Raw genomic sequence first — 24097 nt, 5'->3', positions numbered from 1 at the left:
CATGACGTACCTCGGCCATCCCTTCGGGATCGGCGGCGACGGCCGTACCGCCACGACCGGCGCCGACGGCCATGTGCGTGACCTGGTGGAGCAGGTGCTGTTCACCGCGCCGGGCGAGCGGGTCAACCGGCCGGACTTCGGATCGGGCCTGCTCGGCCTCGTCTTCGAGCCCAACAGCGAGGCGCTGGCGTCGGCCGTGCGCGCCCGGGTCGAGGGGGCGCTGCACCGGTGGCTCGGCGAGGTGATCCAGGTGGAGACGGTGACCGTCCGGGCGGTCGAGTCGACGCTCGCGGTCCAGGTCGGTTACGTGGTCCGGGCGACCGGCGAACGGACGACCGCCGCCTTCCGCGGGCCGGTGACGCCGTGACGGACCTCGTCTGCCGCCGGAACGACCGCCGCGAAGCCGTCCGGCGTGACGGTGTGTCCAACGGCATCGACCACCTGGAGGTCCACGACGGTCCCGGGGTACCGGCGGTCGACCGGCAGCGGATGCTGGACGTGCACTTCCTGCGCGAGCCCTCTCCCGCGCTCGTGTCGGCACTCACCCCGGACTGCGTCACCGTCAGCGGCGGAGTACGGATCCCCGAGGTGCCCGTGGAGGGCGTCGCGTGGGCGGACGGCGTGCTCACCGTGCGGGTCGGACGGCCCGGCGACCACTCCGTCTACACGCTGCGCCTGCGGACGCGGTCCGGAGCGCCCCTGCCCGACCTGGACGGGCCACTGAGCGAGATCGGCTTCTCCTTCAAGGTCGACTGCCCCTCGGACTTCGACTGCGACCGCCGCTGCCCGGGCCACGGCCCGGACCCGGCACCGCCCCGGCCGCCCGACATCGACTATCTGACGCGCGACTACGCCGGTTTCCGCGGCCTGATGCTCGACCGGCTCGCCGTGATCGCCCCGGAGCTGCGCGAGCGGCACGCCGCGGACCTCGCGGTCGTTCTCGTCGAGGCCCTCGCCTACAGCGCCGACCACCAGAGCTACCGTCTGGACGCGATCGGTATGGAGTCGACGCTGACCACGGCCCGCTCCCGGATCTCCGCACGCCGCCACGCCCGCCTCGTCGCCCACCGTCCGCACGACGGCAGCAACGCCCGTACGTGGGTCCGTGTCCGGACGACGCCCGGGACCCCCGACACGACCGTTCCGGCGGGCACCCAGCTGCTCACCCGGCTGCCCTGGCTCGGCCCGGTCGTGGAGCCCGGCTCCGCCGCCCATCGCCAGGCGCTGTCCGAGGAGCCGGTCGTCTTCGAGACCGTGCACGACGCGGTCGTGGTCGCGGGCCGCGACGAGCTGCCTCTGTACACCTGGGGCGACGACGAGTGCTGCCTGCCCGCGGGGGCGACGTCGGCGACCGTGCTCGGCCGTCCCCGGCTCGACCGCCACGACGTCGTCGTCCTGGGCGAAATCGTCGGCGCGCGCAGCGGCGAGCCGGCCGACGCCGATCCCGCGCACCGGCATGCCGTACGGCTCACCGACGTGCGCCCCACCACCGATCCGCTCGGTGCGGTGGAGGTCACCGAGATCGTGTGGGCCGCCGAGGACGCGCTCCCGTTCGCCCTGTGCCTGTCGGCGCGGACGCCGGACCGGGTGGTCCGGGACATCGGCGTGATGTGGGGGAACATCGTGCTCGCCGACCACGGGCGCACCCGGACGGCCGAGCGCGTCGCGACGGTCCCCGACCCCGATCCCCGGCTGACTCCGCCCGGCGCCGCCACCCACTGCTCCCCCGTACGGCCACTTCCGCGACCCGCCCGCTTCACCCTGCCGGTGCCCGAGCCGGACGTCACCATGACCGGTACGCTCGGCCGTTCCCTGCCCGGCGGTCGCCCCGGGGACATGGCCCGCTTCGACCCGACCGCCCCGGCGGCCTCCGCGCTGGCCTGGGAACGCCGTCATGTGCTGCCCGCCGTACGGCTGAGGGACAGTGAGCGCCAGGACTGGCGGCCCGTGGCCGACCTGCTGGGCAGTGACGCGTTCGACCGCGGCTTCGTCGTCGAGGTCGAGTCCGACGGCACGGCCGTCTGCCGCTTCGGGACGGACGGACACGGCCTGCGGCCGAGGGCCGGCACGGTCTTCGACGTGATCTGGCGGCAGGGCAACGGCAGGGCGGGGAACATCGGCGGTGACGCCCTGACCCACATCGTCACCACCCTGCCGGGGATCACCGGGGTCACCAACCCCCTGCCGGGCCACGGCGGCACCGACGCCGACAGCCTCGCCCGGATACGGCAGGACGCGCCCGCGGCCTTCCTCGTCCCCGAACGGGCCGTGACCGCCGAGGACTACGCGCGCATGGCGGCCCGCCATCCCGAGGTCCAGCGCGCCGTGGCGGTCCCCCGCCACACCGGCTCCTGGTACACCCTCTTCCTCGCTGTGGACCGGACCGGCGGACGTCCGGTGGACGCCGAATTCACCGCGCGTCTTCGGGAGTTCCTGGAGAAGTACCGCATGGCCGGGGACGATCTGCGGATCGACGGCCCGTCCTTCGTCGCCCTGGACGTCGTCCTGCGGGTCTGTGTGCGCCCGGACTACCACCGCTCGGACGTGGCCGGCTCGCTGCTCGAACGGCTCGGTTCGGGTCGACTGGCCGACGGCCGCCCGGCGTTCTTCCACCCCGACCGTCTCACCTTCGGCCAACCCGTCGTCCTCAGCGCGCTGCTGGCCGCCGCGCAGGAGGTCGCGGGCGTCCACTTCGTCGAACCCGTCGCTTTCCGGCGACGCGCCGCCGTCCGCCGGCCCGCCATGCCTCCGGCCGAACTCCCCATGGGACAGCTGGAGATCGCCCGTCTCGACAACGACCCCGACTTTCCCGACCGCGGAACCTTGGCCCTGGAGTTGGAGGGAGGCCGATGAGCCCGTCCGTCTGCCGCTGCGCGTGCTGTCTGGGCCCGACCGGGCGGACGCCGGTGGAGATCGTCAACCGGCCCGGGCTGCCGGCCGTCGCCTACCGGACCGGCACGTGGGCCGCGTTCCGGGCGAGCATGCGGGCGGGGCTTGCGGGACCGCCCGAGCTCGCCGCGCTGCGCACGCGCGCGGACGACGATCCGGCGATCGCGCTGATCGACGCGTGGGCGGCGGTGGCCGACGTGCTCACGTTCTACACGGAGCGGATCGCCAACGAGCACTATCTGCGGACGGCGACCGAGCGCCGGTCGGTCAACGACCTCACCGCGCTCGTCGGTTACCGCCTCGCCCCCGGGGTGGCCGCCCGCACCTGGCTGGCGTTCTTCCTGGAGACCGCGCCGGGAGCCCCGGAGTCGACCGTGCTGCCGACCGGCACACGGGTGCAGTCCCTGCCGGGGCCCGGTGAATCGCCCCAGACGTTCGAGACCACCGAGGCCGTCACAGCGGTCGGCGCCTGGAACCGGCCGCGGTGGAGGGCGACCGGTCCGCGCCCGCCCCGCACCGGCGACTCGACCGTGCTGCTCGACGGAACGGCCACCGGACTCAGGACCGGGGACGCCCTGCTGTTCGTCGCCGGACGGCAGCCGTGGTCGGAGGCCCTGCGGTGGGCGAGGGCCCGTGTCGTCGACGTGACGGCGGACTCGGCGGCGGGGCGGACGGCGGTCGCCTTCACCCCGCCGCTGTCCGGACTCGATCCCGTGTCCGGGGACGAGGTGACCGTTCACGTACTGGCCCGGCAGGCGGCCCTGTTCGGCTTCAACGCCCCGGATCCGCGGCTCTTCGACAAGGCCGTCAGGTCGGGGCTCGACCTGGTCACCACGCCCCGGGTCGACTGGAACTTCGCGGCTCTCGACCCGGCGGGCATCAAGCTCGACGCCCTCTACGAGGGGACCGGTCCGGCCGGTTGGGCCGTGCTGACGTCGGACACCGCCATCGGTCTCGCCCGGGTGGACTCGGTGTCGGTCGCCTCGGCCGCCGACTACGGCGTGAGCGGGCGCGTCACCGTCCTCGGCATCCGGCTCCTCAAGGGACGGCTGAGCGAGCACGGGGGCACGGCCTCCCGGCGGACGGCGATCGAGTTCCAGAGCAAGGAACTACCGCTCGCGGAGGTACCGTCGACCGACCCGCTGACCGGCCGGACCGTCCCGCTGGCGGAACTCCTGCCGGCCCTGCCCGCCGACCGTCAGATCCTGCTCCGTGGCAAGCGCGCCCGCGCACAGGTGCGGCTCACCCCGACGGTACGCCCCACGCCCCTCAACCGCCACCGGCCCCGCCCGATGCCACGCCAGGTCGAGGCCACCGTCCTGTCGGTGCGCCCCGCCACCGAACTGCCGGGCCTCCTGCGCTGGACGGTTCGTACGGACGACGGCGTCGACCACAGCCACGTCGGCCTGCCCGAGACGGTGACGTACCTGCCCGCACGCGCCGAGGACGAGGTCGTCGGCGAGGTCGTCACGGTGACCGGCACGACCGCGCCGGCCCCGCTGTCCGCACTGACCCTGCGCACACCGCTCACCCACGTCTACGACGTCCGGGGCCCGACACCGGTCGAGCTCTACGGCAACATCGCCGCCGCCACCCACGGCGAGACCGTCACCGACGAAGTGCTGGGCAGCGCCGACGCCGCACGGCCGTACCAGCGCTTCGCCCTGCGCCACAAGCCGCTGACATGGATCCCCGCCTCGACCGTCACGGGCGCCGCGTCGACGCTCCAGGTGCGGGTCAACGGCCTCGCCTGGCACGAGACCCCGGTCCTGTACGGGACCGGCCCGCGCGATCGCGTCCACACGACCCGGACCGACGAGAACGGCACGACCACCGTGGGGTTCGGCGACGGGACCAGCGGCGCGGCCACGCCGACCGGCGTCGACAACGTCACCGCCACCTACCGCTGGGGCATCGGTGCCGTCGGCAACGTACGGGCCGAGCGGCTCACCCTCCCGATGGTCCGCCCGCTCGGCCTGGGCGCCGTCACCAACCCGCTCCCGGCCATCGGCGGCCAGGACCCGCAGAGCATCGCCGACGCGCGCACGAACGCCCCACGCAGCGTCCTCACCCTGGGCCGGGTGGTCTCGCTGCGGGACTACGCCGACTTCGCCGCCTCCTATGCCGGTGTCGCCAAGGGCACCGCCGTATGGACCTGGGACCGGGCACGCAAGGGCGTCGCCGTGACCGTGGCGCTCGACGGGCCGGTTCCGCCGGATCTCCTCGCCGCTCTCCGCCGGGGGCTGCTGGCCGCGGGCAATCCCCGGGTCCCCCTGGTCGTGTCGGCCTGCCAACCGGCCTCCTTCGCCGTCCGGGCGGCGTTGCGGGTGGCCGAGGACCACGATCCAGAGCAGGTGCGGGACGCGGTGGCGGCGGCACTGCTGGCCGCCTTCTCCCTCCCGGTACGGGACTTCGGCCAGGACGTCTCCCTCAGCGAGCTGACCGCGGTGGCCCATTCCGTCGCCGGGGTGAGCGGCGTCCGCGTCGACCGGCTCCACCGGCGGGGCGAGGCAGCCGCGCTGCACACCCGGCTGCCGGCCCGCTCCCCGCTCCCGGGCGGGCCACCGGACGCGCCCCCGGCAGAGATCCTCACGCTGACCCGCGAAGGCATCGATCTGGAGGTGGGCTGGTGAGCGTCCCGCGCGACCATCTGTACGACCTGCTGCCGGCCCTCTACCGCGAGCGCGACGCCACCTCCGGCGGTGCGCTCCGGGAGTATCTCCGGCTGCTCACGGCCCAGTTGGCGGTCGTGGCCGACGGGATCGACCAGCTCCACGACGATCTCTTCGTTGAGACGGCGGCGCCATGGGTGCTGCCATACCTGGCCGATCTGATCGGTCTGCACGGGCTGCCGGGCCAGGAGGAGGCGGGGCCGGCCTCGCGTGCCGAGGTGGCCAACACGATCGCTTACCGGATGCGCAAGGGCACGGCGGCCGTGCTGGAGCAGGTCGCGCACGACATCACCGGCCGGCCCGCCCGCGCCGTCGAGTTCTTCGAGCTGCTGGCGACGACCCAGCACGTCAACCACCCACGGCCGGGCAACCGGTGCACGGCCGACGTGCGGGACGCGCGGCGACTGGCCCGGCTGGGCGGCGCGTTCGAGCGGGGCCCGACGGCAGACCTCGTCCATCTGCCCGAGATGCGGCGCATCGCGACACGCGGCGGACGCTACGGCATCCCGAACGTGGGCCTGTTCCTGTGGCGGCTGCGGGCCTACCCCGTCTCCGAGGTCACCGCCCGCGCCGCCAGGCCGGGCGACACGCATCGCTTCGTGCTCGATCCCCTGGGCGCACCGGTCCGGTTGTTCACCAGGCCCGTCCCCGAGACCGAACTCACGCGTCCGGCCGGGCCGCTCAACGTGCCCATGCCGCTCACCCGTTGGGCCATGGACGCCGACCTGGCCTCCTACTACGGCCCCGGTCTCTCCGTCGACCTGCGCGACATCGACCGCGACCTGGTCGAGGTGTGCGACCTCAGCGATGTGACGCCGGGCGGCGCCTGGGCGCACACGCCCGTCCCGGGCGGCCGGGTGCGGCTGGACCCCGAGCTGGGCAGAGTGGCGTTCGGTGACGAGCAGGCGCAGGCGCCCACAGTGTCGTACAGCCGGGGATCCGGTGCCGATCTCGGTGGCGGCGAGTACGAGCGGGTCGACAGCTTCGCCCTCGCCGGTCCCGAAGCCGTCGTGGTGTCGGTGCGGGCGGGCGGCGGCGCCGATCACACGACCGTCGCGGGCGCGCTGGCGGCCCTTCCGGCCGGAGGCGGGGTGGTCGAGATCCGGGACAACGCCCGCTACGGCGAGGCGTTCTCCGTCACCGCGGACTCGGTCACCGTGGAGGTGCGGGCCGCCGACGGGTTCCGGCCGACGGTCGAGCTGCGGGCCGACCTCGATGTCACCGTCTCCGGCGGCGGTGCCGTCGTACTGAACGGGCTGCTCGTGGCGGGCGGCGCCGTACGCGTCTCGGGCGAGGGCAGTCTCGCCGTACGCCACTGCACTCTGGTGCCCGGCATCGCCCTGGACGCGGCGGGAGACGCCGTACGGCCCGGCGAGGCCAGCCTGCATGTGAACACCGGGGATACGTCGGTGGCCGTCGAGCGCAGCATCCTCGGCGGCGTCCGCTGCCACATCGACGCCGAAGCCGCCTTCCGCGACTGCGTCGTCGACGCCGGTGAGTCCGGCATCGCCCATGCGGCGCCGGGCGGCCGGGCGACGGGCGGCGGGACGGTCGCGTACGACGCCTGCACGGTGCTCGGCCGTGTCCACGCCCGGATCCTGGAGCGGCTGTCCAACTCGGTCGTCCTGGCCGCCGAAGCCGCCGACTGGCCCGGTCCCGTCCTCGCCGACCAGCGCCAGCGCGGCTGTGTGCGTTTCAGCCGGCTGCCCCCGGGCTCGCGGACCCCCCGGCGCCACCGCTGCGTGCCCGAGGACATACGGCTGCGGCCCGTGCTGGAGTCGGCCCGGTACGGCGATCCCGCGTACTGCCGGCTCGACCGGCGCACCCCGGACGCGGTGTGGCGGGGCGCCGACGACGGGTCGGAACTCGGTGTGTACCACCACCTGCGCCAGCCGCTGCGCGAGGCATACCTGCGGACTCGCCTCGACGACTACCTCCGTTTCGGCCTCGAAGTGGGCCTGCTGTACGCCACATGAGAGGACGGACATGAAGGGCGACTTCAGTCGGCGGACGCACCAGCCGCACAAGCACTACAGCGCGGTGCTGCACGAGCAGGGCCGGGTGCTCACCGACGCGGACCTCGACGAGGAGCACCGGATCCTCTCCGGCGCCCATGAGACGGCCGTCGCCGATCTCGCGGGCGGGTGCGGGGCGCCGGTGGGTTCGGCCGGGTTCGCGGTGACCAGCCCGGACGGGGTGGGTCTGCGGCTGTCGGCCGGGCGCTTCTACGCGGACGGCATCCTCGTGGTCAACGAGGAGGACGTCGCGTACGACGCACAGCCCGACCGGGACCCCGAGCACACCGTCTGGCCGCCCGCGCCAGGTTCGTACGCCGTCTATCTCGATGTGTGGCGGCGGCTCGTGACGGCGCTGGACGATCCGTCGATCCGCGAGGTCGCGCTCGGCGGCCCGACGACGTCGGCGCGGGAACGCACGGTGTGGCAGGTCAGGTACGTCCCGGTGAACGACGGGTGGACCTGCGAGGACGGACTTCCCGTGCGCCCGGGGTCCACCGGACGGATGGCTGCCCAGGCCGATCCGGAGTCCGCGCCGACCAGCCCCTGCCTGCTGCCGCCGCGCGCCGGATACACCGGTCTGGAGAACCAGCTCTACCGGGTGGAGGTGCTCGTTTCCGGTCCGGCCCTCGACATCGGCACGGCGCCGCTGCTGCCGGTGGTCGCCTTCCCGGAGGGCACCGCCGACCGGATCGAGCTCTCTCCGGCGCACGCGGCCCAGCTCACCGAGGGCGATGTCGTCGAGCTCGTGGCGACCGGGCCGGGCAGCGACGCCTTCGACGCGACGTTCGCCCAGGTCGTGGCGGTCGACAACGCGACCGTCACACTCACGGGGCGGGTGCCGCGCATCGGGCCCGCCGACGCGCCGGCCGTGCGCAGGGCCCGGGCCGCGGTGGTCGTCTCGCGTGAGAACGGGTCGGTGGTGACCGGTGTGACCAGTGTCGACGGCGCCCAGGTGACGGTCACCGATCTCGGGCCCGACAGCGTGCTCGGCTTCGCACCCGGGCAGTGGATCGAGCTCACCGACGACACCGTCGAACTCGAAGCGCTGAAACGGCAGTTGAGGCAGGTAGAGGCCGTCGACCCGGACCTGCGCATCATCACCCTCAGCTCCCCGGCGCTCCCCCTGGCGGAACGGCCCGGCGGTGTTGACCCGGACCTCCACCCGAAGCTGCGCCGCTGGGACGCGGCCCGCGCCATCACCTTCGGCCAGGACGGATCCGGGTGGATCCACCTGGAGGAGGGCATCCGGATCAGGTTCACGGCGGGCGACTACGCCAACGGAGACTACTGGCAGTTCGCGGCCCGCACCGCCGTCGTCGACCCGGACTCCGGCACGATCGAGTGGCCGCACGACGACAACAAGGACCCGAGGGAGACGGCCCCCGCCGGGGTCGACCACCACCTCTGCCCGCTCGCCCAGGTCAAGGTCACCGAGAGGCTGGGCACGAAGCGGACCGAGGTCACCCACGACTGCCGCCCGCTGGTCCCACCGCTGACGGGTCTGACGAATCTGCTCTACGTCGGAGGGGACGGGCAGGAGGCCCAGCGGGCGTCCTCCGGCGCGGTCCTCCCCTTGCCCGCTCCCTTGACGGTACGCGTCGCCAACGGCCCTTTCCCGGTCCCGGGGGCCAAGGTGGCCTTCCAGGTGCCCGGGGACGCGGGCCAGGTGTCTCCGCCGCAGGCCACGACCGACGGCCGGGGGATCGCCCGGGCCGACTGGACCCCGGGCCCGTCCGCACCGGCGCAGACGGTGGAGGCGTACCTGCTCGACCGCCCCGGCAACAGGATCGCCCATCAGGTGGTGGCCTTCAACGCCACGCTCGGCCGGAAGGACTGCTGTGTCTCCGTGGGCCCCGCCGGGGACTTCCCGACGGTGGACGAGGCCGTCTCCGCCCTCGTGGACCTGGGCGAGCTCGCCCTGTGCCTGTGCCTCACGCCGGGCGATCACTTCGTACGGGGCGGGATCCTGGACGCCGGGGTGCGGCGCCGTCCGTTCCACCTCTCGCTGCGCGGCTGCGGCCGAGGCACCCGGGTCTTCCTCGGGGAGGCCTGGGAGCTCGACGGCTGGACGTCGTTCCGGCTCCTCGACCTCGACTTGTGGCTGCCCCGCGACGGCGGACTGACGACGCGGGACACGCAGGAGGTACAGCTGGAGAACGTCCATGTCACCGGCGGCGTCGACGAGCGGGCCCTGGTGCGGATCCACGACGCGCAGCGGGTGTCGGTCATCGGCTGTCGCCTGGTGCCGCTGCCCGGGAAGGCACTGGCCCGGCTGGCCGGTCTCCTGGAGGACCTCAAGCCGCTCGGCCGCCCCTGGCTGGAGGGCCACGAGAGGTTCCAGGACTCGGTGCGCGCGCTCGCCGACGAGCTGGAGGCGATGCCCGCGCGCCCCCGGGCGGAGCTCGGCGGCGCGCTGCGCCAACTGGCCGCCGACAAACGGCGACGGCTGCCCGGGCTCCTGGAACGGCGGCTCGACCGTCTCGGCCTGATCCTCGGCCACGACGTCGTCACCGTGCCGGCTCTGCTGGGCGTGCTGGAGCTGCTGCCGGCGGCGCTCGGCGGGTTCGAGGCGGGCGTCGCTCTGGAGATCGGCCCACGGGACGAGTTCCAGGACGGCATCGAGAACCCCTCGTTCATCCGCGAGGCCGATGTCGTGGTCGCCCGCAACGACATCGCCGGTGACCTCAGTCTCTACGGTGCGCGCTCCCGGGAACCGCTGGCGTCCGGGGAACTCACCGAGCTCGGGGGCTGGGTGGGCAAGGGGTCACTGCTGACGGCCCACGGCGGAACCGTCCATGTACGGGAGAACCACGTCCACCGGCTGACGGTCTCCGCGGGGATGATCAGTGCCCTGCTCACGAGGCTCTCCGACCAGGAGGCAGCGCTGACGACCGTGTACGACACCCTCCACGTCGTGGACAACGTCTTCGAGAACCGGGGCAGCGTGGTCCTGGCCCGCCACACCACCCTGTCCGGAAACGAGTTCGCCGTCGGGGCCGTCGTGCCCCTGGCTCTCACGGCCAGAACCGGGACCGCGGCCCTCGTGATCGCCGACTCGGCGATCATCTCGGCCAACCACGCGGCACCCGGGAGTCACCCGGTGCACATCCGCCAAGTGACCAGGACCTTCACGGAGGGTCTGAACCTGGACGTCCACGTCGTCTGACCGTGCGGAGCACGCCCTTCCCCGGCCACGGCCGGCAACCAGCACCCACGCCGCAGCTTTGGCTTGTTCCTTATGGTCTGACCTGGTCACGTTCGGCAATGGCCCGGGCCGCCTGTCCGTTTTGCCCACCTCGTAGCGGGTGGCGGGGCGTCGGTTCTTCGGGCCGGGCGGTCGGCCGGGGCCGGGTCGGCTGGGTTTCGGTGCACGGGTCGGGCAGGGCAAGCCGGGGCGGAGGTTCCTGAACCCCCGGCGGACCCGGGCGGGGGTGAGCCTGCCGGCTGCGCAGGAATACCTGCCGGCGCAGGTCGACGTCCTCGCTCGCCTTGCCGGTGGCTGACGACCACAGCCAGACGGGCGGCGGATTGTGGCCGCCGCGCAGGCGCTCGACTTCCAGGCGGATCAACATGCCCTCCATGAGCGGGAGTTCCCCTGGGTCGCGGTGACCTCGGCCACGTCGTCGGCCGGCCCCAGCCGCAGCGCGTCCAGGAGCTGGCACCACGAGGTCCGGCCCGACTCCAGAGCGGCAACGAACGAGTAGCGCCAGCCGGGCACGAACTGGTCCGAGGACCAACCGCTGCGGCCGTGGACGTGGCAGAACAGGCGGTCCGCGCTGGTCGGTGCGTCGGGCCGGAGCCAGTGGATGACGTCCACCGCCAGGACCAGGCGCCCGTCGGCGGCCTCGGGCTCCGGCAGCCCAGCGAGCACCTGCCGCAGCCGCAACACGTCGACGTTCCCGCTGTCCAACGCGTCGTACATCGCACTGTGACGGCGCTGGTGCTTGGCCGTCAGCGTCAGGTCCACCGACGGTGGTCACCGGGCCGTCCGCGCACAGCGACGCGTCGGTCAGCTCAAACAGCGCGTCCCCACGCGCGGTCAGGCACGTACTGTCGCGCCGCGAGCCGCTCCAGCACCTCGGGATCCGTCATGCGCCGGAACGTAGGGACGCAACCCGAACCGACGGGCGGGAATCCGCATCACCATCCCTGCCAGACGATCTCCACGCCAGACTGCCGCCCACGACCAGCACGAGCTCCGAAGCTCGATCGGCAGTTACCGAAAAGTCATATTCGGTGCGGTACGGCTCCGTCCTGCCAGCGGTAGAGGTCGCGCAGCAGGGAAATCTCGGCGCCGTGATGGATCAGCTCCCTATTGACGTGCAGGACCCTGTTCTCCATGGGAAACCGCTCGGGACCCACCGTGGGCGGATTCTCCAGGTCAGCGTCCGAGAGCGCGCGGACCCCATCGTTCCATCTCCCGTACATCTCATCGAGCTGTTTCAGCGCCTCGTCAGCGGTCCCCGCGTAGGCGAATGTCTGGGAGTCGACGTCCTGGCCGCCGAAGTACCATCCGACCCGATAGCCCAGGCACGAGACGATGATGTGTGCCAGCCGCCAGGCAATCGTGGTCACCGGCGCCGGCACCGGGCCAGGGGACGCGAAGTCCATCGTCCACTCCCCCGAACCTTCCGACATCGGTGCGACCGACGTGCCACGTGGGCGGATGCTCCAGCAGCCGCGCACCGGCTCCCAGAAGTACTCCTCATCGGTAAGACCGTCCAGCCGCGGCCGCAGGTTCTTGTGCCAGTACCAGTCCAACTGCTCCGCGAGCCGCTCGCTTCTTGTCATTTCCGCACACTACATACAACGGGGACCTGGCTGCGCCCCTCGCGGACGCCGTCGCCGGCCGTGGGCCGCGAGAGCACACCGCACCGGGAGATGACGCTGAGGGCTGATGTGCCCTGTACACGGCCATGCTCCGCAGCCGCTCGAACGTCTCCAGGTAGCCTGTTGGCCAGCATTCGATGGGATTCTGCCACCGCCCGTGTTCCCTTCCCCGAGGTTCTCCAGGCCCAGTGAAGAGCCGTTCGTCGGCAGCAGGACGGGAACGGGCCGGGCCTCGCACGGCACTTCGCCGCACGAGGCCCAGGTCCCTGTCGGGTCAGCTCGTCACATGGAAGGTGGCGTCGCCGCGTCCCGTCGCGGTGGTGATCGGGTCGAGCCGCAGCTGGAACCCGTAGTGCCGGAGGTAGCGGTCGGGATAGTTGTATGACTGGAAGGACGACCATGTCGCGTCGGCGAGCCCGGCGACCTGGCGGAAGCTGGCGTCCGCGGCGAACTGGGCGGTGCCGTCGCCATAGGCCAGCTGGAAGTCGAATCCGGAGTGCCGCAGGAAGTAGCCGGGGAAGTTCACCGACTCGAAGGAGACCGTGCCGGAGCCGGCCAGGCCGGTCCGGAGGCGGAACTGGGCGTCCTCGGCGGGGCTGACGTTCGGGTCGATGCGCACGTCGAAGTTGGTGTGCCGGACGTAGCGGTCCTGGAAGTTGTACGACTGGAGCCGGCCGGCCGTGGTGTTGGGCCAGCGTGCGAGCACGCGGCTCTCCTCGGCGGCCGTCAGGTTCAGGACCCAACCGTGGCGCTTCTTCGTACCCCCCATGTTGTAGCTGCCCGACGCCTGCTTCTGGTAGGCCGCGGGGTTGGAGGGGTCGGTCGTCAGGACCGGCATGTAACCGCCGCCCGAGGCGTACTGGTCGAGGTAGAGGCCCCACTGGTTGCGGCCGTTGAACTTCATCCACATCGGGCCTTCGACCTGGGATCCGGTGAGGCCGATGCCGGAGAGGTCGCCGAGGGTGGTCCACGTTCCCAGGATCGAGTTGCTGCCTTCGAGCGTGATCTGACCGTCGCCGGAGGCCCGCACGTAGCGGTAGTCGCCGACGCCGGAGGGCACGTCGATGATCTGGGTGTCGATGATGCCCTGGGTGCCGGGGCGGTCGATGTACAGCTGCGGGGTGGTGATGGTGCGGAAGTCCGTGGTGCGGGCGTAGTAGATGCGGTGCTTCAGCACTCCGTTGAGGGTCGCGTTCGTCGCCCAGTACAGGACGTAGTCGTTGGTCGCCGGGTTCCAGATCGCCTCCGGCGCCCACGCGTTGCGCCCGTCGGGGATCGCGCCCGCGACATTGAGCAGCCACGGCTGCGACCAGGTGACCAGGTCGGTCGACTCCCACACCACCAGGTTGCGACTGCCGTTGTTCTGGGCGGTGTCCCAGTTCTGCCCGCAGCCGATGCACAGGTCGGTCGCGATGATCCAGTACTTGTCACCGCCCGGGGCCCGGACCAGTGCGGGATCGCGCACCCCGCGCGTGCCGACCGTGGAGCGCAGGACCATGCCGCCGCCGTTGAGGTCGTTCCAGTGCACGCCGTCCGTGCTGTGGGAGAGGTACAACTGCTGGTTGGTCGACCCCTCCCCGGTGAAGTGCACCATCAGGTAGCCGGGGTCGGCGGCGGCTGCTTGTTCCGGTGTGGTGAGGGCCTGGGATGTGAAGAGCAGACAGGCGGCGACCAGTATCGCCGCCAGCCGGGAGAACACCACGGACATGTGCGTTTCCTGTCTTTCTACGGGTGCCACGACGGGGAGGAAGCCGGATCTCAGGTACGTGACCACTGGAAGCTGGTTGCGGTGCCGCAGGTGCGCTGTTCGAGCACGGCGAGGTCCGCGGTCGAAGCGCCCGTCACGTTGACACACTTGCCGCTGTGACGGGCCTTGAGCTGGTAGTACCCGTCGGTCGCGACCCACGCGAACTGCTGGTTCGTACCGGAATGGCAGGGGTACTGGATCATGGAGGCACCGTCGGCGCTGGACGCACCGTTCACGTCCAGGCACTTGCCGCTGTTGAGGCTTTCGATCTGGAAGTAGCCCCCGCCCACGTCGACGAAGCGCCACTGCTGCCAGGGCCTGCCGTTCGAGGCGTACTGGCCGATCTTCACGAAGTCGGCGGTGTTGGGTGCCTGGACGTCCATGACCTTGCCGCTGTTGCGGTTGGTCAACCGGTAGTAGGTCACCGCCGGTTCGCCGGAGGGCACGTTCAGCGCGGCGTTCGCCGCCACCGGGACGCCCAGGTTCGGCGACCCGTCCGCGTTCCAGGTGATCTTCTGGATCCGGGTGGTGCGGGTGGTGCCGCAGCCCTGGGAGGACGAGGAGTTGGCGTGGTAGACGATCCAGTCCTCGGTGCCGTCCGGGGACCGGAAGAAGCCGTTGTGGCCAGGACCGTACACACTGTTCGGGTCACTGCGCTGGAAGGCCGGCTGCGTGCTCTTGCTCCAGGAACTCGCGTTCAGCGGGTCGGCGCCGGTGAGGGCGAGCAGGCCCAGCTTGTAGTCGGGGCCCTGGCAGGCGCTCGCCGAGTAGGAGATGAACGTCTTTCCATCGTGCTGCAACGCGACCGGGCCCTCGTTCATCGGGGTGCCCTGCGTCTCCCAGGAGTAGGTCGGGGTGGAGATCTGAGTCCGAGGCCCGGTCACGGTCCACGGGTTGCTCAGCGCGACGATGTAGATGCTCGGGTTGGATCCGGCCCACTGCGGCGTCGACACGCCCGACCAGGTGAAGTACAGCCGGCCGTTGATCGTGACCACGCTGCCGTCGATGCCCCACCAGTCGTTCGTACCGAAGATCACGCCCTTGTACGTGTACGGGCCCAGCGGGTCGGTGCCGGCGCTCTCCAGCACATGCACGCGCTGGTCCTCGATGTCGCCCGTACCGGCGGAGTAGTAGATGTACCAGCGCTTGCCGTTGGGGCCGTCGAGAAGGTGCATCTCGGGAGCCCAGATGTAGTGGTCGCGGCCGGCGGCGTGGGCGCTGAACACCGGTACCGGCGAGGCCGCCTTGAGCGCCTCGATCGTGGGTGCCTTCCGCATGGTCAGTGGTCCGCTGTACGGCGTAGTCATCTCGAAGTAGTTGCCGTTGTAGTAAGTCATGAACGGGTCGGCGCCGGAACTGTTGAGCGGGTTCGTGAACGTCGTCGTGGCCGCCTGCGCACTGGGCGAAACCACCGTCGCCCCACCGCCGATGACGATCAGAGCTGTTGCCGTGGCAAACAGTCGACGGGCGAGAGAGGCACGTCCGGGAGGGATGCTCATGACAGGGACATCCTTGTTCGTGTCGTGGAGGGGATCGGAGGGCGAGCCGGCGAACGCCGGGGAACATGCGCGCCGACAGCGCACTCGGACACCTTCGTGTCCTGACGCCGGAACTCTGCCGGTTCGATATTTAGGACAACGTTCGTGAATTCGGCCAGACGCTAGAGGTGTTCTGAGGGGGCGTCAAGAGGGAGGAGGCAAGGGGGCCCTGACGCGAAGCGAAATCGCGGCTGTCAGGAAGTGACCGCTTCGACCCGCTCCAGGGCCGTCGAATGTATTGACTTCGCCTCGGATCCGTTATTACCGTCTCGCAGAATTTCGAACAACGTTCGCCATTTCGAACAATTCGAACTGCCGCATGAGTGCCCAATGGAGGACACCTCTGTGCGTTACCGCCCCAGACGTAGCAGCCGCGCGCTGGCCGCCCTGTGCGGCTCGGTGTTGTCCATCGGCCTGTTGTCGGCAGGACCGGGGGCTCCTGCGGCCCACGCCGCCGACGACCCCAACACGGTCGCGCTGGACAAGGACGCGATCCTCGCCGCCAACCAGCTCGACGAGCGCCAGTGGTACAAGGACAACATCCCGTTCCTCGACACCCCCGACGACGACATCGACGAGGTCTACTACTACCGCTGGAGCACCTTCAAGCGTGCGCTGCGCTACACGGTGCCGGGCACGGGGTACGTGTCGACCGAGTACGACGTGCCGATCGGGTACGCGGGGAACCCGTACACCGCGCTGCCGGACGCGACCGGCTACCACCTGCTGGACGGGCGCTGGCTGCACAACCGCGACTACGCCGGTGACTACCTGGACTTCTGGCTGCGCGGGGCCGGCAACTCGGGCGCGCGGAACTTCAGCGAGTGGATCACCAGCGCCGCCTACCAGCGGTATCTCGTCACCGGGGACGCGGCGCAGATCAAGTCCGCGCTCCCGCACCTGATCGCGCTGTACCGGCGGTGGGACTCGAACTTCGACACCGACGTCACGGTGAACGGCACGCAGTCGACGAGTGACCTGTACCACCAGACCCCGCTGTCCGACGCCACGGAGTACACCGAGACGTCGATGCACAGCAGCAACTGGTTCAGCGGCGGCCGCGGCTACCGGCCCACGATCAACGCCTACATGTTCAGCGCGGCCCAGGCGATCAGCAAGATCGCGACGCTGAACGGTGACACGGCGACCGCGAGCGAGTACGACGCCAAGGCCGCGCAGCTGAAGGCCGCCGTGCAGAACTCGCTGTGGGACCCGCAGCGCCAGTTCTTCATGCAGGTCTACAACACCGACAACACCAACGGCACGCTGAAGCAGACCCGGACGACCTGGCGCGAGGCGATGGGGTACGCCCCCTGGGCGTTCAACCTGCCCGACGCGCAGTACTCGTCGGCGTGGAAGTACCTGACCGACGCCAAGCGGTTCAAGGCGGCGTTCGGGCCGACGACGCTGGAGCGGGTGCACGACTTCGAGGCCGAGCAGGCCACCGTCGTCCACGCGAACACCCAGAACTCCTCGACGGCCTCCAACGGCAAGTACGTCGGGCAGATCGACTTCGACGACAGCTCGGTCACCTTCACCGTGGACGCGCCCGGCAACGGCACGTACCCGGTGACGGTCCACTACGCCAACGCCACCTCCGCCACCTCGACGCACAAGGTCGTCGTGAACGGTGACACCGCCAACCCGCTCACCGTCAGCTACGCCCCCGGCGGCAGCTGGGGAAGCTTCTCGGAGACGAAGTCCGTCACCGTTCAGGTCCCGATGAAGGCCGGCGCCAACACGCTGAAGTTCACCAAAGGCACGGGCTTCGCCGAGCTCGACCGGATCACCGCGAACCCGTACTTCAACTACGAGGCGATCCCCGCCGAGCAGAAGCGCGACGACGCCAACTGCTGCCACTGGAACGGCCCGAGCTGGCCGTACCAGACGAGCCAGCTCCTGACCGGCCTCGCGAACCTGCTCCAGGACTACCCCGCGCAGAACTTCGTCACCAAGGCCGACTACCAGACCATGCTGGCCCAGTTCGCCGACCTCCAGCACAAGGACGGCAAGCCCTATGTCGCCGAGGCCGCCAACGGTGACACCGGCGAGTGGATCTACGACGGCTTCAACTTCAGCGAGCACTACAACCACTCCAGCTTCAACGACCTGGTGCTGAGCGGTCTGCTGGGCATCAAGCCGCAGGCGAACAACACGCTGGTGCTCAAGCCGCTGATCCCGTCCGGCTGGGACTACTTCGCGGTGGAGAGCCTCCCTTACCACGGGCACACGTACTCGATCCGCTGGGACCGGGACGGCTCGCACTACGGCAAGGGCAGCGGTCTGCAGATTTTCCAGGACGGCGTACGCATCCACCAGTCCGCGACGGTCGGCGACACCACCGTGAACGTGGCCGCCCCGGTCACCCCGGCGCAACCCGCACGGATGATGAACGTGGCCGCCAACCCGCTCACCGCCGAGCAGGACTGGCTGGGCCGCACGATCACCCAGCCCTACCCGAAGGCCTTCGCCTCCTACACCAACACAGTCTCCAACGGCCCCCACTGCCACAGCGGCCAGACCTGCAAGCCCACCACCTTCGACGCCCCGCTGCGGGCCACCGACGGCTGGATCCGCTACGACAAGATCCCCGACGACCGGTGGACCAACTCCGGCTCGCCCAACGCCACCGACCACCTGGGCGTCGACTTCGGGGCACCCCGCAAGATCAACGAGGTGAAGTTCTACACCTACGACGACGGCGCGAACATCCGCGTCCCGGCGAGCTACACCGTCCAGTACCTCAACAACGGCTCGTGGGTGAACGTCCCCAACCAGACGAAGAGCCCTGCCGCGCCGGTCGCCGACGACCCCAACGAGGTGACCTTCCCGACGATCACCACGTCCCAGTTCCGGGTCGTCTTCACTCCGCAGGCGGGCAAGTTCGTCGGCGTCACGGAGCTGGAGTCCTGGTACCCCGAGACGCCGGCCGTGAAGATCACCAACAAGAACAGCAACCTGGAACTCGGGATCGCCGGCTCCTCGATCGCCCCCGGAGGCGCCGTACAGCAGCAGACCGCCAACAGCACCGACAACCACTGGTGGAAGATCGTCCCCGCCGAGAACGGCTACTACAAGATCTTCAACACCAACAGCGGACAGGTCCTCGGCATCAAGGACGCCTCCAAGACGGCCGGGGCCACCGCGCTGCAGTGGGGTGACACCCTGACCGCCGACCATCTCTGGTCGATCGTGGACGCCGGGGGCGGCTACGCCAAGCTCGTCAACAAGAACAGCGGCATGGTGCTGGGCATCGACGGGATGTCGACGTCATCCGGGGCCCAAGCCCTGCAATGGGACGACAACGGCACCGCCGACCATCTGTGGCGCATCGTCACGGCCGACGGAGCCACACCGTTCACCTCCTGACCGACCGTCCGCCGCGGTGTCACGGCCGCGGCGGACCACCACAGCGGGGAATCGCCCCACGCGCCGGAGAACCGGCCGAGGGGCTCGGGCGACCGCCGACTGGCCGCATCACCCACTACGATCTGCCCCGAACACGAGCAGCTCAGGCCAGGGACCACCTGCACGTTCACTCCATGCCGGCGGTGCTTGGCCGAGTGGTCGGCCCGGCCGTCGCCGAGGCGGTCACAGTCGGCCGGGGTGCCGTCGAGCAGGACGAACTCGGGGTCCGCCTCCCGCAGAGCGCGCAGCAGACGCATGGGTCAGGTCGCGTGCGGCAGGATGGGGCACCAACAGGGCTCCTGCGCCGCTGAGTTGAGACTTCGGTGGCCACACCGAACTGGCAGATCGCTACAAATCGCGCATCACGCGGCTACGCCGAAGCTCTGGCTCTGGAGCTCCTGCCGGGCGTCACCGCAACGGGCGTGACCACGCGGAGGATCAGGAGATTTACGTGTTCGACTACGTGGTTTCTCTGATGACTCCCGGAGATACGCGAGGGAGAGTCGCCCGAAAGGCATTCGGGAAGGGCGTGTGGTGTCAGGCCTTTTCGATACGGTTATGACAATCGGGAAAGTCTCATTCTATCTTGCTCTCATCTGGGCAGTGTTGTGGATGTGGATCGCGCCTTTCATCATGGGCCCGCTCGGGATATGGTGCGCCCGCAGATCTGGCTCGCCACTGCCGCAGACGTTGTCGCTGGTGCTCCCGGCGCTGCCGGTGATGGTGCTATCTGGAGCCTGGGCGCAAGTGTGCTGCCCTGGCTGCTCGGCTACGGCATCACGCGTGCGACGCGAGCTCCCCGGAGCCGGGCTTGAGGCGATCCGTGGGCTTCTCCACGCCGCCGGCAATGAGGTCTTTCAGTGTGGCCACCGATCGGATGGCGGGAGTCGTGGCCACAACGCCCAGGAGCGCAGGAGCCCTGTCGGTGCCCCATCCTGCACCTGCACCTGCACAGGGCAGCGAGCAGGCAGTCGGGGTTCTTGCGCCGGCCCTGGCTCCGTAGCGGACCGCGGTCGCCGCCGGTGCGGGGTCAGGAGCGATAGTGGCCGAGGGTCCGCAGGCCAGGCAGCGCCTTGTCGTCGAAGTCGAACAGGGCGAGGTTCTCCCACGCGTTGCCCGACGCCGGGTCCTCCGGGTTCCAGCCGCTGCCGGCTCGGTACGTCCACACGCCCTCCCAGTAGCAGTAGCCCAGGCCCTTGCCGTCGGGGACGGCGGCCGCCAAGTCGGCCACCGCGCGGAGCCATGCGGCCTGCCCCTCGGGCGTGGCGGGGTAGCCCTCGGTGAGCTGAGAGGGGCTGTTCATGATGTCGTGGGTCTCGTCTTCGCTGCTCAGCGAGAACGGGTAGGCGGTCTCGGCGATCACGCAGGGCTTGCCGTAACGGGCCGTGATGTCGGCCATGTTGGCGGCGGCCTGGTCCAGGGAGCCGTGCCAGAAGGGGTAGTAGGACAGGCCGATGATGTCGAAGTCGACGCCGTAGGACACTGCGTTGTCGAACCACCAGCGGTACAGGCCGTTGTCGCCGCCGTTGGCCAGGTGGAGGATGGTGCGGATGCGGGGGGTGGTGTCGCGTGCGGCGCGCAGACCGGCCTTGAGGAAGGCGGCCAGACTGTCCCAGTGGTCCCAGTTGCCGGTCGGCCAGAGCATGCCGCCGTTGAGTTCGTTGCCGATCTGCACCAGGTCGGCGGGCGTGCCCTGGCGCTTGAGGGCGCCGAGGACGTCAGCGGTGTGGTCGTAGACGGCCCTGGTCAGGCCCGCCACGTCCAGGTCGGCCCAGGCAGCCGGCTTGGTCTGGTGCGCCGGGTCGGCCCAACTGTCCGAGTAGTGGAAGTCGATCCAGAGGCGGATGCCCGCCCGCTTCAGGCGGCAGGCCAGCGGCAGAATGTGCTTCTTGTTGTTGTAGTCGTCGGCCGGGTCCACCCAGACCTTCAGCCGGGCGTGGGTGATGCCCGCCTTGGCGAGGATGTGGATCGGGTCGTCGAGTCGGCCGTCGGCGCGGCGATAGACAGCGCCGTGATCCTCGTTCTTCGGCAGCGAGGAGATATCCATCGCGCGGATAGGGAGGCGGCGGGACGCGGCGCTGCCCGTCGTGGTGCTCGCCAAGGCCGGTACGGCGCCCATGGTCGGCACCGCCAGCGCCGCGGCGCCGGCTGCAGTGAGAATCGTACGTCTGCGCATGTCAGGGGTCCTTTCATAGTGAGGTCGACTCGGGGATGACACGGGGGCTTCTGTGGCGGCGTGCTGCTGCGGCGCCCCGTCGGATCTGGTTCCGGGCTCCCGCTGCCGTGTTGTGGCGCGAATGAGCCGGCTCCGGCGGGCGCACGTCAGCTGGTGGTGGTGTGGGTGACGAACGAAGCGGAAGGCGACCGGCTCGTCTTCCCGTGCACCGGCTTCGATGCCGTGGGCCAGTGCGATGGGGTGCTACCGGCGAGGCACCGGCCGTAACCGCTGGCGAGCTTGTCGGTGACCTGTGCGCTCGACGCCCTGCTTCCCTGTCGGCCCAATGTCCTCGTGCCATAGCCAGCGCCGCCACTGCTCGAAGTTCACGTCACCCCACATGCGTGAGGCAGACGGTCGAGCGGGGAGGAGGGCATGTCTTGCTCCGGGGGGATCGGTGGATAGCACCAACCAAACCCGTGAACGTGCACAGAGCGGGTTTCCGGTTGACACCTTTGAGCTACAGGTAGATAACCCGAGGCTCGATCTGCTGACAAGAGGAAAAGCGAATTTCCACTGTGAACGCTCACAGAGCCGAGCGGTGCGCTGGGCGGGTGACGGGCACTCCGGCCCCGCTCAGCGCTGCCTGGCGCCTGGTGCGCCCCACCGACAGGTACCGCCGCGGGCGACTGGGGCCTGGACGGGTAGATCTTCTTGCGTGACGCGAGCGCAACCGACAGACACGGCAACCGCTTCCGGCAGTGGGATGACGCCGGGTGCCTGGAAATGATCAGCGACGAAGCTCGTGTCGAGTCAGCGCGTGCCCAAGGCTGCAAGTCACGGGCGGCCTGGGATGATGTCGGCCGTCCCGCCCCCACCCGTGGCGACGCCGCCGCGCGGCTTGGGTGCGGGGAAGGGCGGCATGTCCTGGCGGCACGTTGTTCCGGCCGGCGGGAGGATGCCGTCGATGAGGTAGCGGCTCTCGTACGTGTTGACGCAACTGCTCGGGTTGAGCAGTGCCGTGTGCCCGTGCCCGCTGTTGGTGAGCAGGCGGGCGTCGGCCAGTTCTCGGGTCATGGCCTTCGCGGCCGAGTAGGGAGTGGAGGGGTCGTAGGTGGTGCCGACCACCAGGACGGGATGCGCTGTCGGCTTGTTCCACGGTCCGCGGTAGGGGTTGGCGGCGACTCCCGGCCAGTCGGCACACACCGCGGCGGCCCAGGCCCAGTGGCGTCCGGTATCGCCCGCACGGGCGGCGCTGGCCTCCTCCAGGACGTGGTAGGCAGCGGGGTCACGCGGGTTGGGGCTGTCGCCGCAGAACACCGCACCGGCCTGTTCTTCGCCCAGGTACGGACTCGGATCCGGGACCGCTGGGGCGGGTGGGAGCGGGGACGGCTCCGGGGCACGGCCCTGCCACAGGCTCTGCAGTCTGTCGGCGACGTTCGTCCATCCGGGGTGGACGACGTAGAAGCCGCTCACCATGTCACTGACCGTACGGGCATAGGTCCACTCGCCCACGGGATGCTCCCGGAGGCGCTTCATCAGCTGGTGGTACTTGTCCCGGGTCGCTTTCGGGCCGCCGGCGGAGAAGGCGCAGCGGGCGGTGGTGGTGGACCCGCACAGGGTGAGGAACTGATCCAGGGTTTCTGCCGCGGCGCGGTCCGAGCCCAGGCGCAGCATTGCCGTGGACCGGGGGGCCTCTTTGGATCCATGGTTCGTCCAGGCCTGCGGATCCCAGTCGCTGTCGAGGACCATGGCGCGGACGTTGCCGGGGAAGAGGTTGGCGTAGGTGGCGCCCAGGAACGTGCCGTAGGAGATCCCGTAGTAGGTGAGCTGTGGGTCGCCCACCGCCTGCCGGAGCCGGTCGAGGTCGCGAGCGGTGTCGGCGGTCGACACATGGCGCAGGAGCTCGGGGTCACGCTGCTGACAGCGCCGGCCCAGTTCCTTGTACGCAGCGTTGTAGGCCGTCCGCTCCTGTTCGCCCACCGGGAAGCCTGCCGGTTTGCTCGCATTCCAGGCGGCGGCTTCCTCGGGACTCGCGAAGCAGTTCACCGCGGTGCTGCTGCCGATCCCACGGGGGTCCCAGCTGACGATGTCGAACCGCTCCCGTACCTCCCGCGGGAAGAGCTCGTAGCTCTGCGGCATCTGCACGGATCCGGGCCCGCCGGGGCCGCCGGGGTTGAAGAACAGGGTGCCGATGCGCCGTCCGGGACCGGTTGCCTTCCGCTTGACGACTGCCAGTTCGATGGTGCGGCCGCGGGGGGTGCGGTAGTCCAGCGGCACCTTCGCGGTCGCGCAGTCGAACGGGCTGCCCTGAACACAGGGTCTCCAGTCCAGCTTCGGGGCGGGCCCCGAAGGTGTCGGAGTACCGCCGGCGACGGCGGGGTTCGGCCCTGTGAACACCGTCGAGCAGGCCACCACCGCGGCAACGACCGCGGCGCAACTCCGACGGCCTGCTATCGGTCCGGATATGTGCATGCCTTGTCCTTTCGCGACTGCGCGCGACGCGCCCATGCCGCTGGACGTCGGCACGCATCTGTGTCAAACAACACCGCGGTCCGGCAAACCGCGCGAGACATCCGCAGCCGAATGGGAGCCCGCGCCGACGAATCCGCCTGAATCACGACCGAACCGCGCATGCCGCGAGAACTCGTCCGACTTCTGCAGCAGGGTTCGCCGGCCCGTCTCGCGGCCGTCCACGAACAGCGACGAGCCCTGCAAACGCAGATCGGACAGCTGCAGAAGGCCCACCCTCTAATGCAGTGCGGAGCGGATGCCTCGGGTCCTTCTGACCGATGAGGTCCCCCTTGAAGACAGGCAGCGACTCCGCGGCGGCCTTCGTG

General features: G+C 70.4%; 12 protein-coding genes and 2 pseudogenes. 6 read left to right on the top strand and 8 right to left on the bottom strand.

Features of this window, described 5'->3' with window-relative positions; all coding sequences use genetic code 11:
- The first annotated feature begins 1 nt into the window (after window position 1).
- Genes ACIRF9_RS48130 through ACIRF9_RS48110 form a run of 5 tightly spaced genes read left to right on the top strand, consistent with a single transcriptional unit; the run spans window position 2 to window position 10745 of the window.
- Window positions 2-367, top strand: a complete 366-nt coding sequence (locus ACIRF9_RS48130) for a GPW/gp25 family protein (RefSeq protein ID WP_403836484.1) — start codon at window positions 2-4, stop codon at window positions 365-367.
- The gene (locus tag ACIRF9_RS48125) at window positions 364-2853 is read left to right on the top strand and encodes a putative baseplate assembly protein (RefSeq protein ID WP_403836482.1); all 2490 of its coding nucleotides are present in this window, start codon (window positions 364-366) and stop codon (window positions 2851-2853) included. The genes ACIRF9_RS48130 and ACIRF9_RS48125 overlap by 4 nt, the downstream gene beginning before the upstream one ends.
- Entirely contained in the window at window positions 2850-5522 is a 2673-nt protein-coding gene (locus ACIRF9_RS48120) for a putative baseplate assembly protein (protein WP_403836480.1), read from the top strand. The genes ACIRF9_RS48125 and ACIRF9_RS48120 overlap by 4 nt, the downstream gene beginning before the upstream one ends.
- Window positions 5519-7537, top strand: a complete 2019-nt coding sequence (locus tag ACIRF9_RS48115; RefSeq protein WP_403836478.1) for a hypothetical protein — start codon at window positions 5519-5521, stop codon at window positions 7535-7537. Before ACIRF9_RS48120 ends, ACIRF9_RS48115 begins: the two co-directional genes overlap by 4 nt.
- A 10-nt stretch (window positions 7538-7547) precedes the next feature.
- Window positions 7548-10745, top strand: coding sequence for a DUF6519 domain-containing protein (locus ACIRF9_RS48110; protein ID WP_403836476.1), 3198 nt, complete (start codon window positions 7548-7550; stop codon window positions 10743-10745).
- Between the two features lie 63 nt (window positions 10746-10808).
- Here ACIRF9_RS48110 and ACIRF9_RS48105 read toward each other — a convergent pair.
- The 4 genes and pseudogenes from ACIRF9_RS48105 to ACIRF9_RS48090 form a co-directional block, all read right to left on the bottom strand.
- A pseudogene (locus ACIRF9_RS48105) lies at window positions 10809-11664 on the bottom strand (transposase); the annotation flags it as partial.
- Between the two features lie 142 nt (window positions 11665-11806).
- Window positions 11807-12370 carry a DinB family protein gene (locus tag ACIRF9_RS48100; RefSeq protein ID WP_403836474.1) on the bottom strand — a complete coding sequence of 188 codons (564 nt, stop codon included), beginning with the start codon at window positions 12368-12370 and terminating at the stop codon, window positions 11807-11809.
- Between the two features lie 313 nt (window positions 12371-12683).
- A complete protein-coding gene (locus ACIRF9_RS48095; RefSeq protein WP_403836472.1) occupies window positions 12684-14117 on the bottom strand; it encodes a glycoside hydrolase family 43 protein in 1434 nt (477 codons plus the stop codon).
- A 50-nt stretch (window positions 14118-14167) separates the two neighbouring features.
- Complete coding sequence (locus ACIRF9_RS48090; protein ID WP_403836470.1) at window positions 14168-15655, bottom strand: family 43 glycosylhydrolase; 1488 nt, start codon at window positions 15653-15655, stop codon at window positions 14168-14170.
- A 369-nt stretch (window positions 15656-16024) separates the two neighbouring features.
- Here ACIRF9_RS48090 and ACIRF9_RS48085 point away from each other — a divergent pair, with 369 nt between their 5' ends.
- Window positions 16025-19063, top strand: coding sequence for an MGH1-like glycoside hydrolase domain-containing protein (locus ACIRF9_RS48085; protein ID WP_403836468.1), 3039 nt, complete (start codon window positions 16025-16027; stop codon window positions 19061-19063).
- Window positions 19064-19215: 152 nt separating this feature from the next.
- On the opposite strand, the pseudogene ACIRF9_RS48080 reads toward ACIRF9_RS48085, so the two are convergent.
- From ACIRF9_RS48080 to ACIRF9_RS48065, 4 genes and pseudogenes are all read right to left on the bottom strand, one after another.
- Window positions 19216-19353: pseudogene (locus tag ACIRF9_RS48080) on the bottom strand (IS5/IS1182 family transposase); the annotation flags it as partial.
- A 779-nt stretch (window positions 19354-20132) separates the two neighbouring features.
- Entirely contained in the window at window positions 20133-21278 is a 1146-nt protein-coding gene (locus ACIRF9_RS48075) for an arabinogalactan endo-beta-1,4-galactanase (RefSeq protein ID WP_403836466.1), read from the bottom strand.
- A gap of 816 nt (window positions 21279-22094) precedes the next feature.
- Window positions 22095-23732 (bottom strand): alpha/beta hydrolase, encoded by a 1638-nt coding sequence (locus ACIRF9_RS48070; protein WP_403836464.1) that lies wholly within the window; start codon window positions 23730-23732, stop codon window positions 22095-22097.
- 63 nt (window positions 23733-23795) lie between these two features.
- Window positions 23796-24005: a hypothetical protein gene (locus tag ACIRF9_RS48065; RefSeq protein WP_403836462.1), complete on the bottom strand. Its 210-nt coding sequence runs from the start codon at window positions 24003-24005 to the stop codon at window positions 23796-23798.
- Window positions 24006-24097 lie beyond the last annotated feature (92 nt).

The organism is Streptomyces sp. NPDC096132 (assembly GCF_044763345.1).
Lineage (GTDB): Bacteria > Actinomycetota > Actinomycetes > Streptomycetales > Streptomycetaceae > Streptomyces.
The sequence above is the reverse complement of the archived record's forward strand: the minus strand, read 5'-3'. Positions and strand labels throughout refer to the sequence as shown.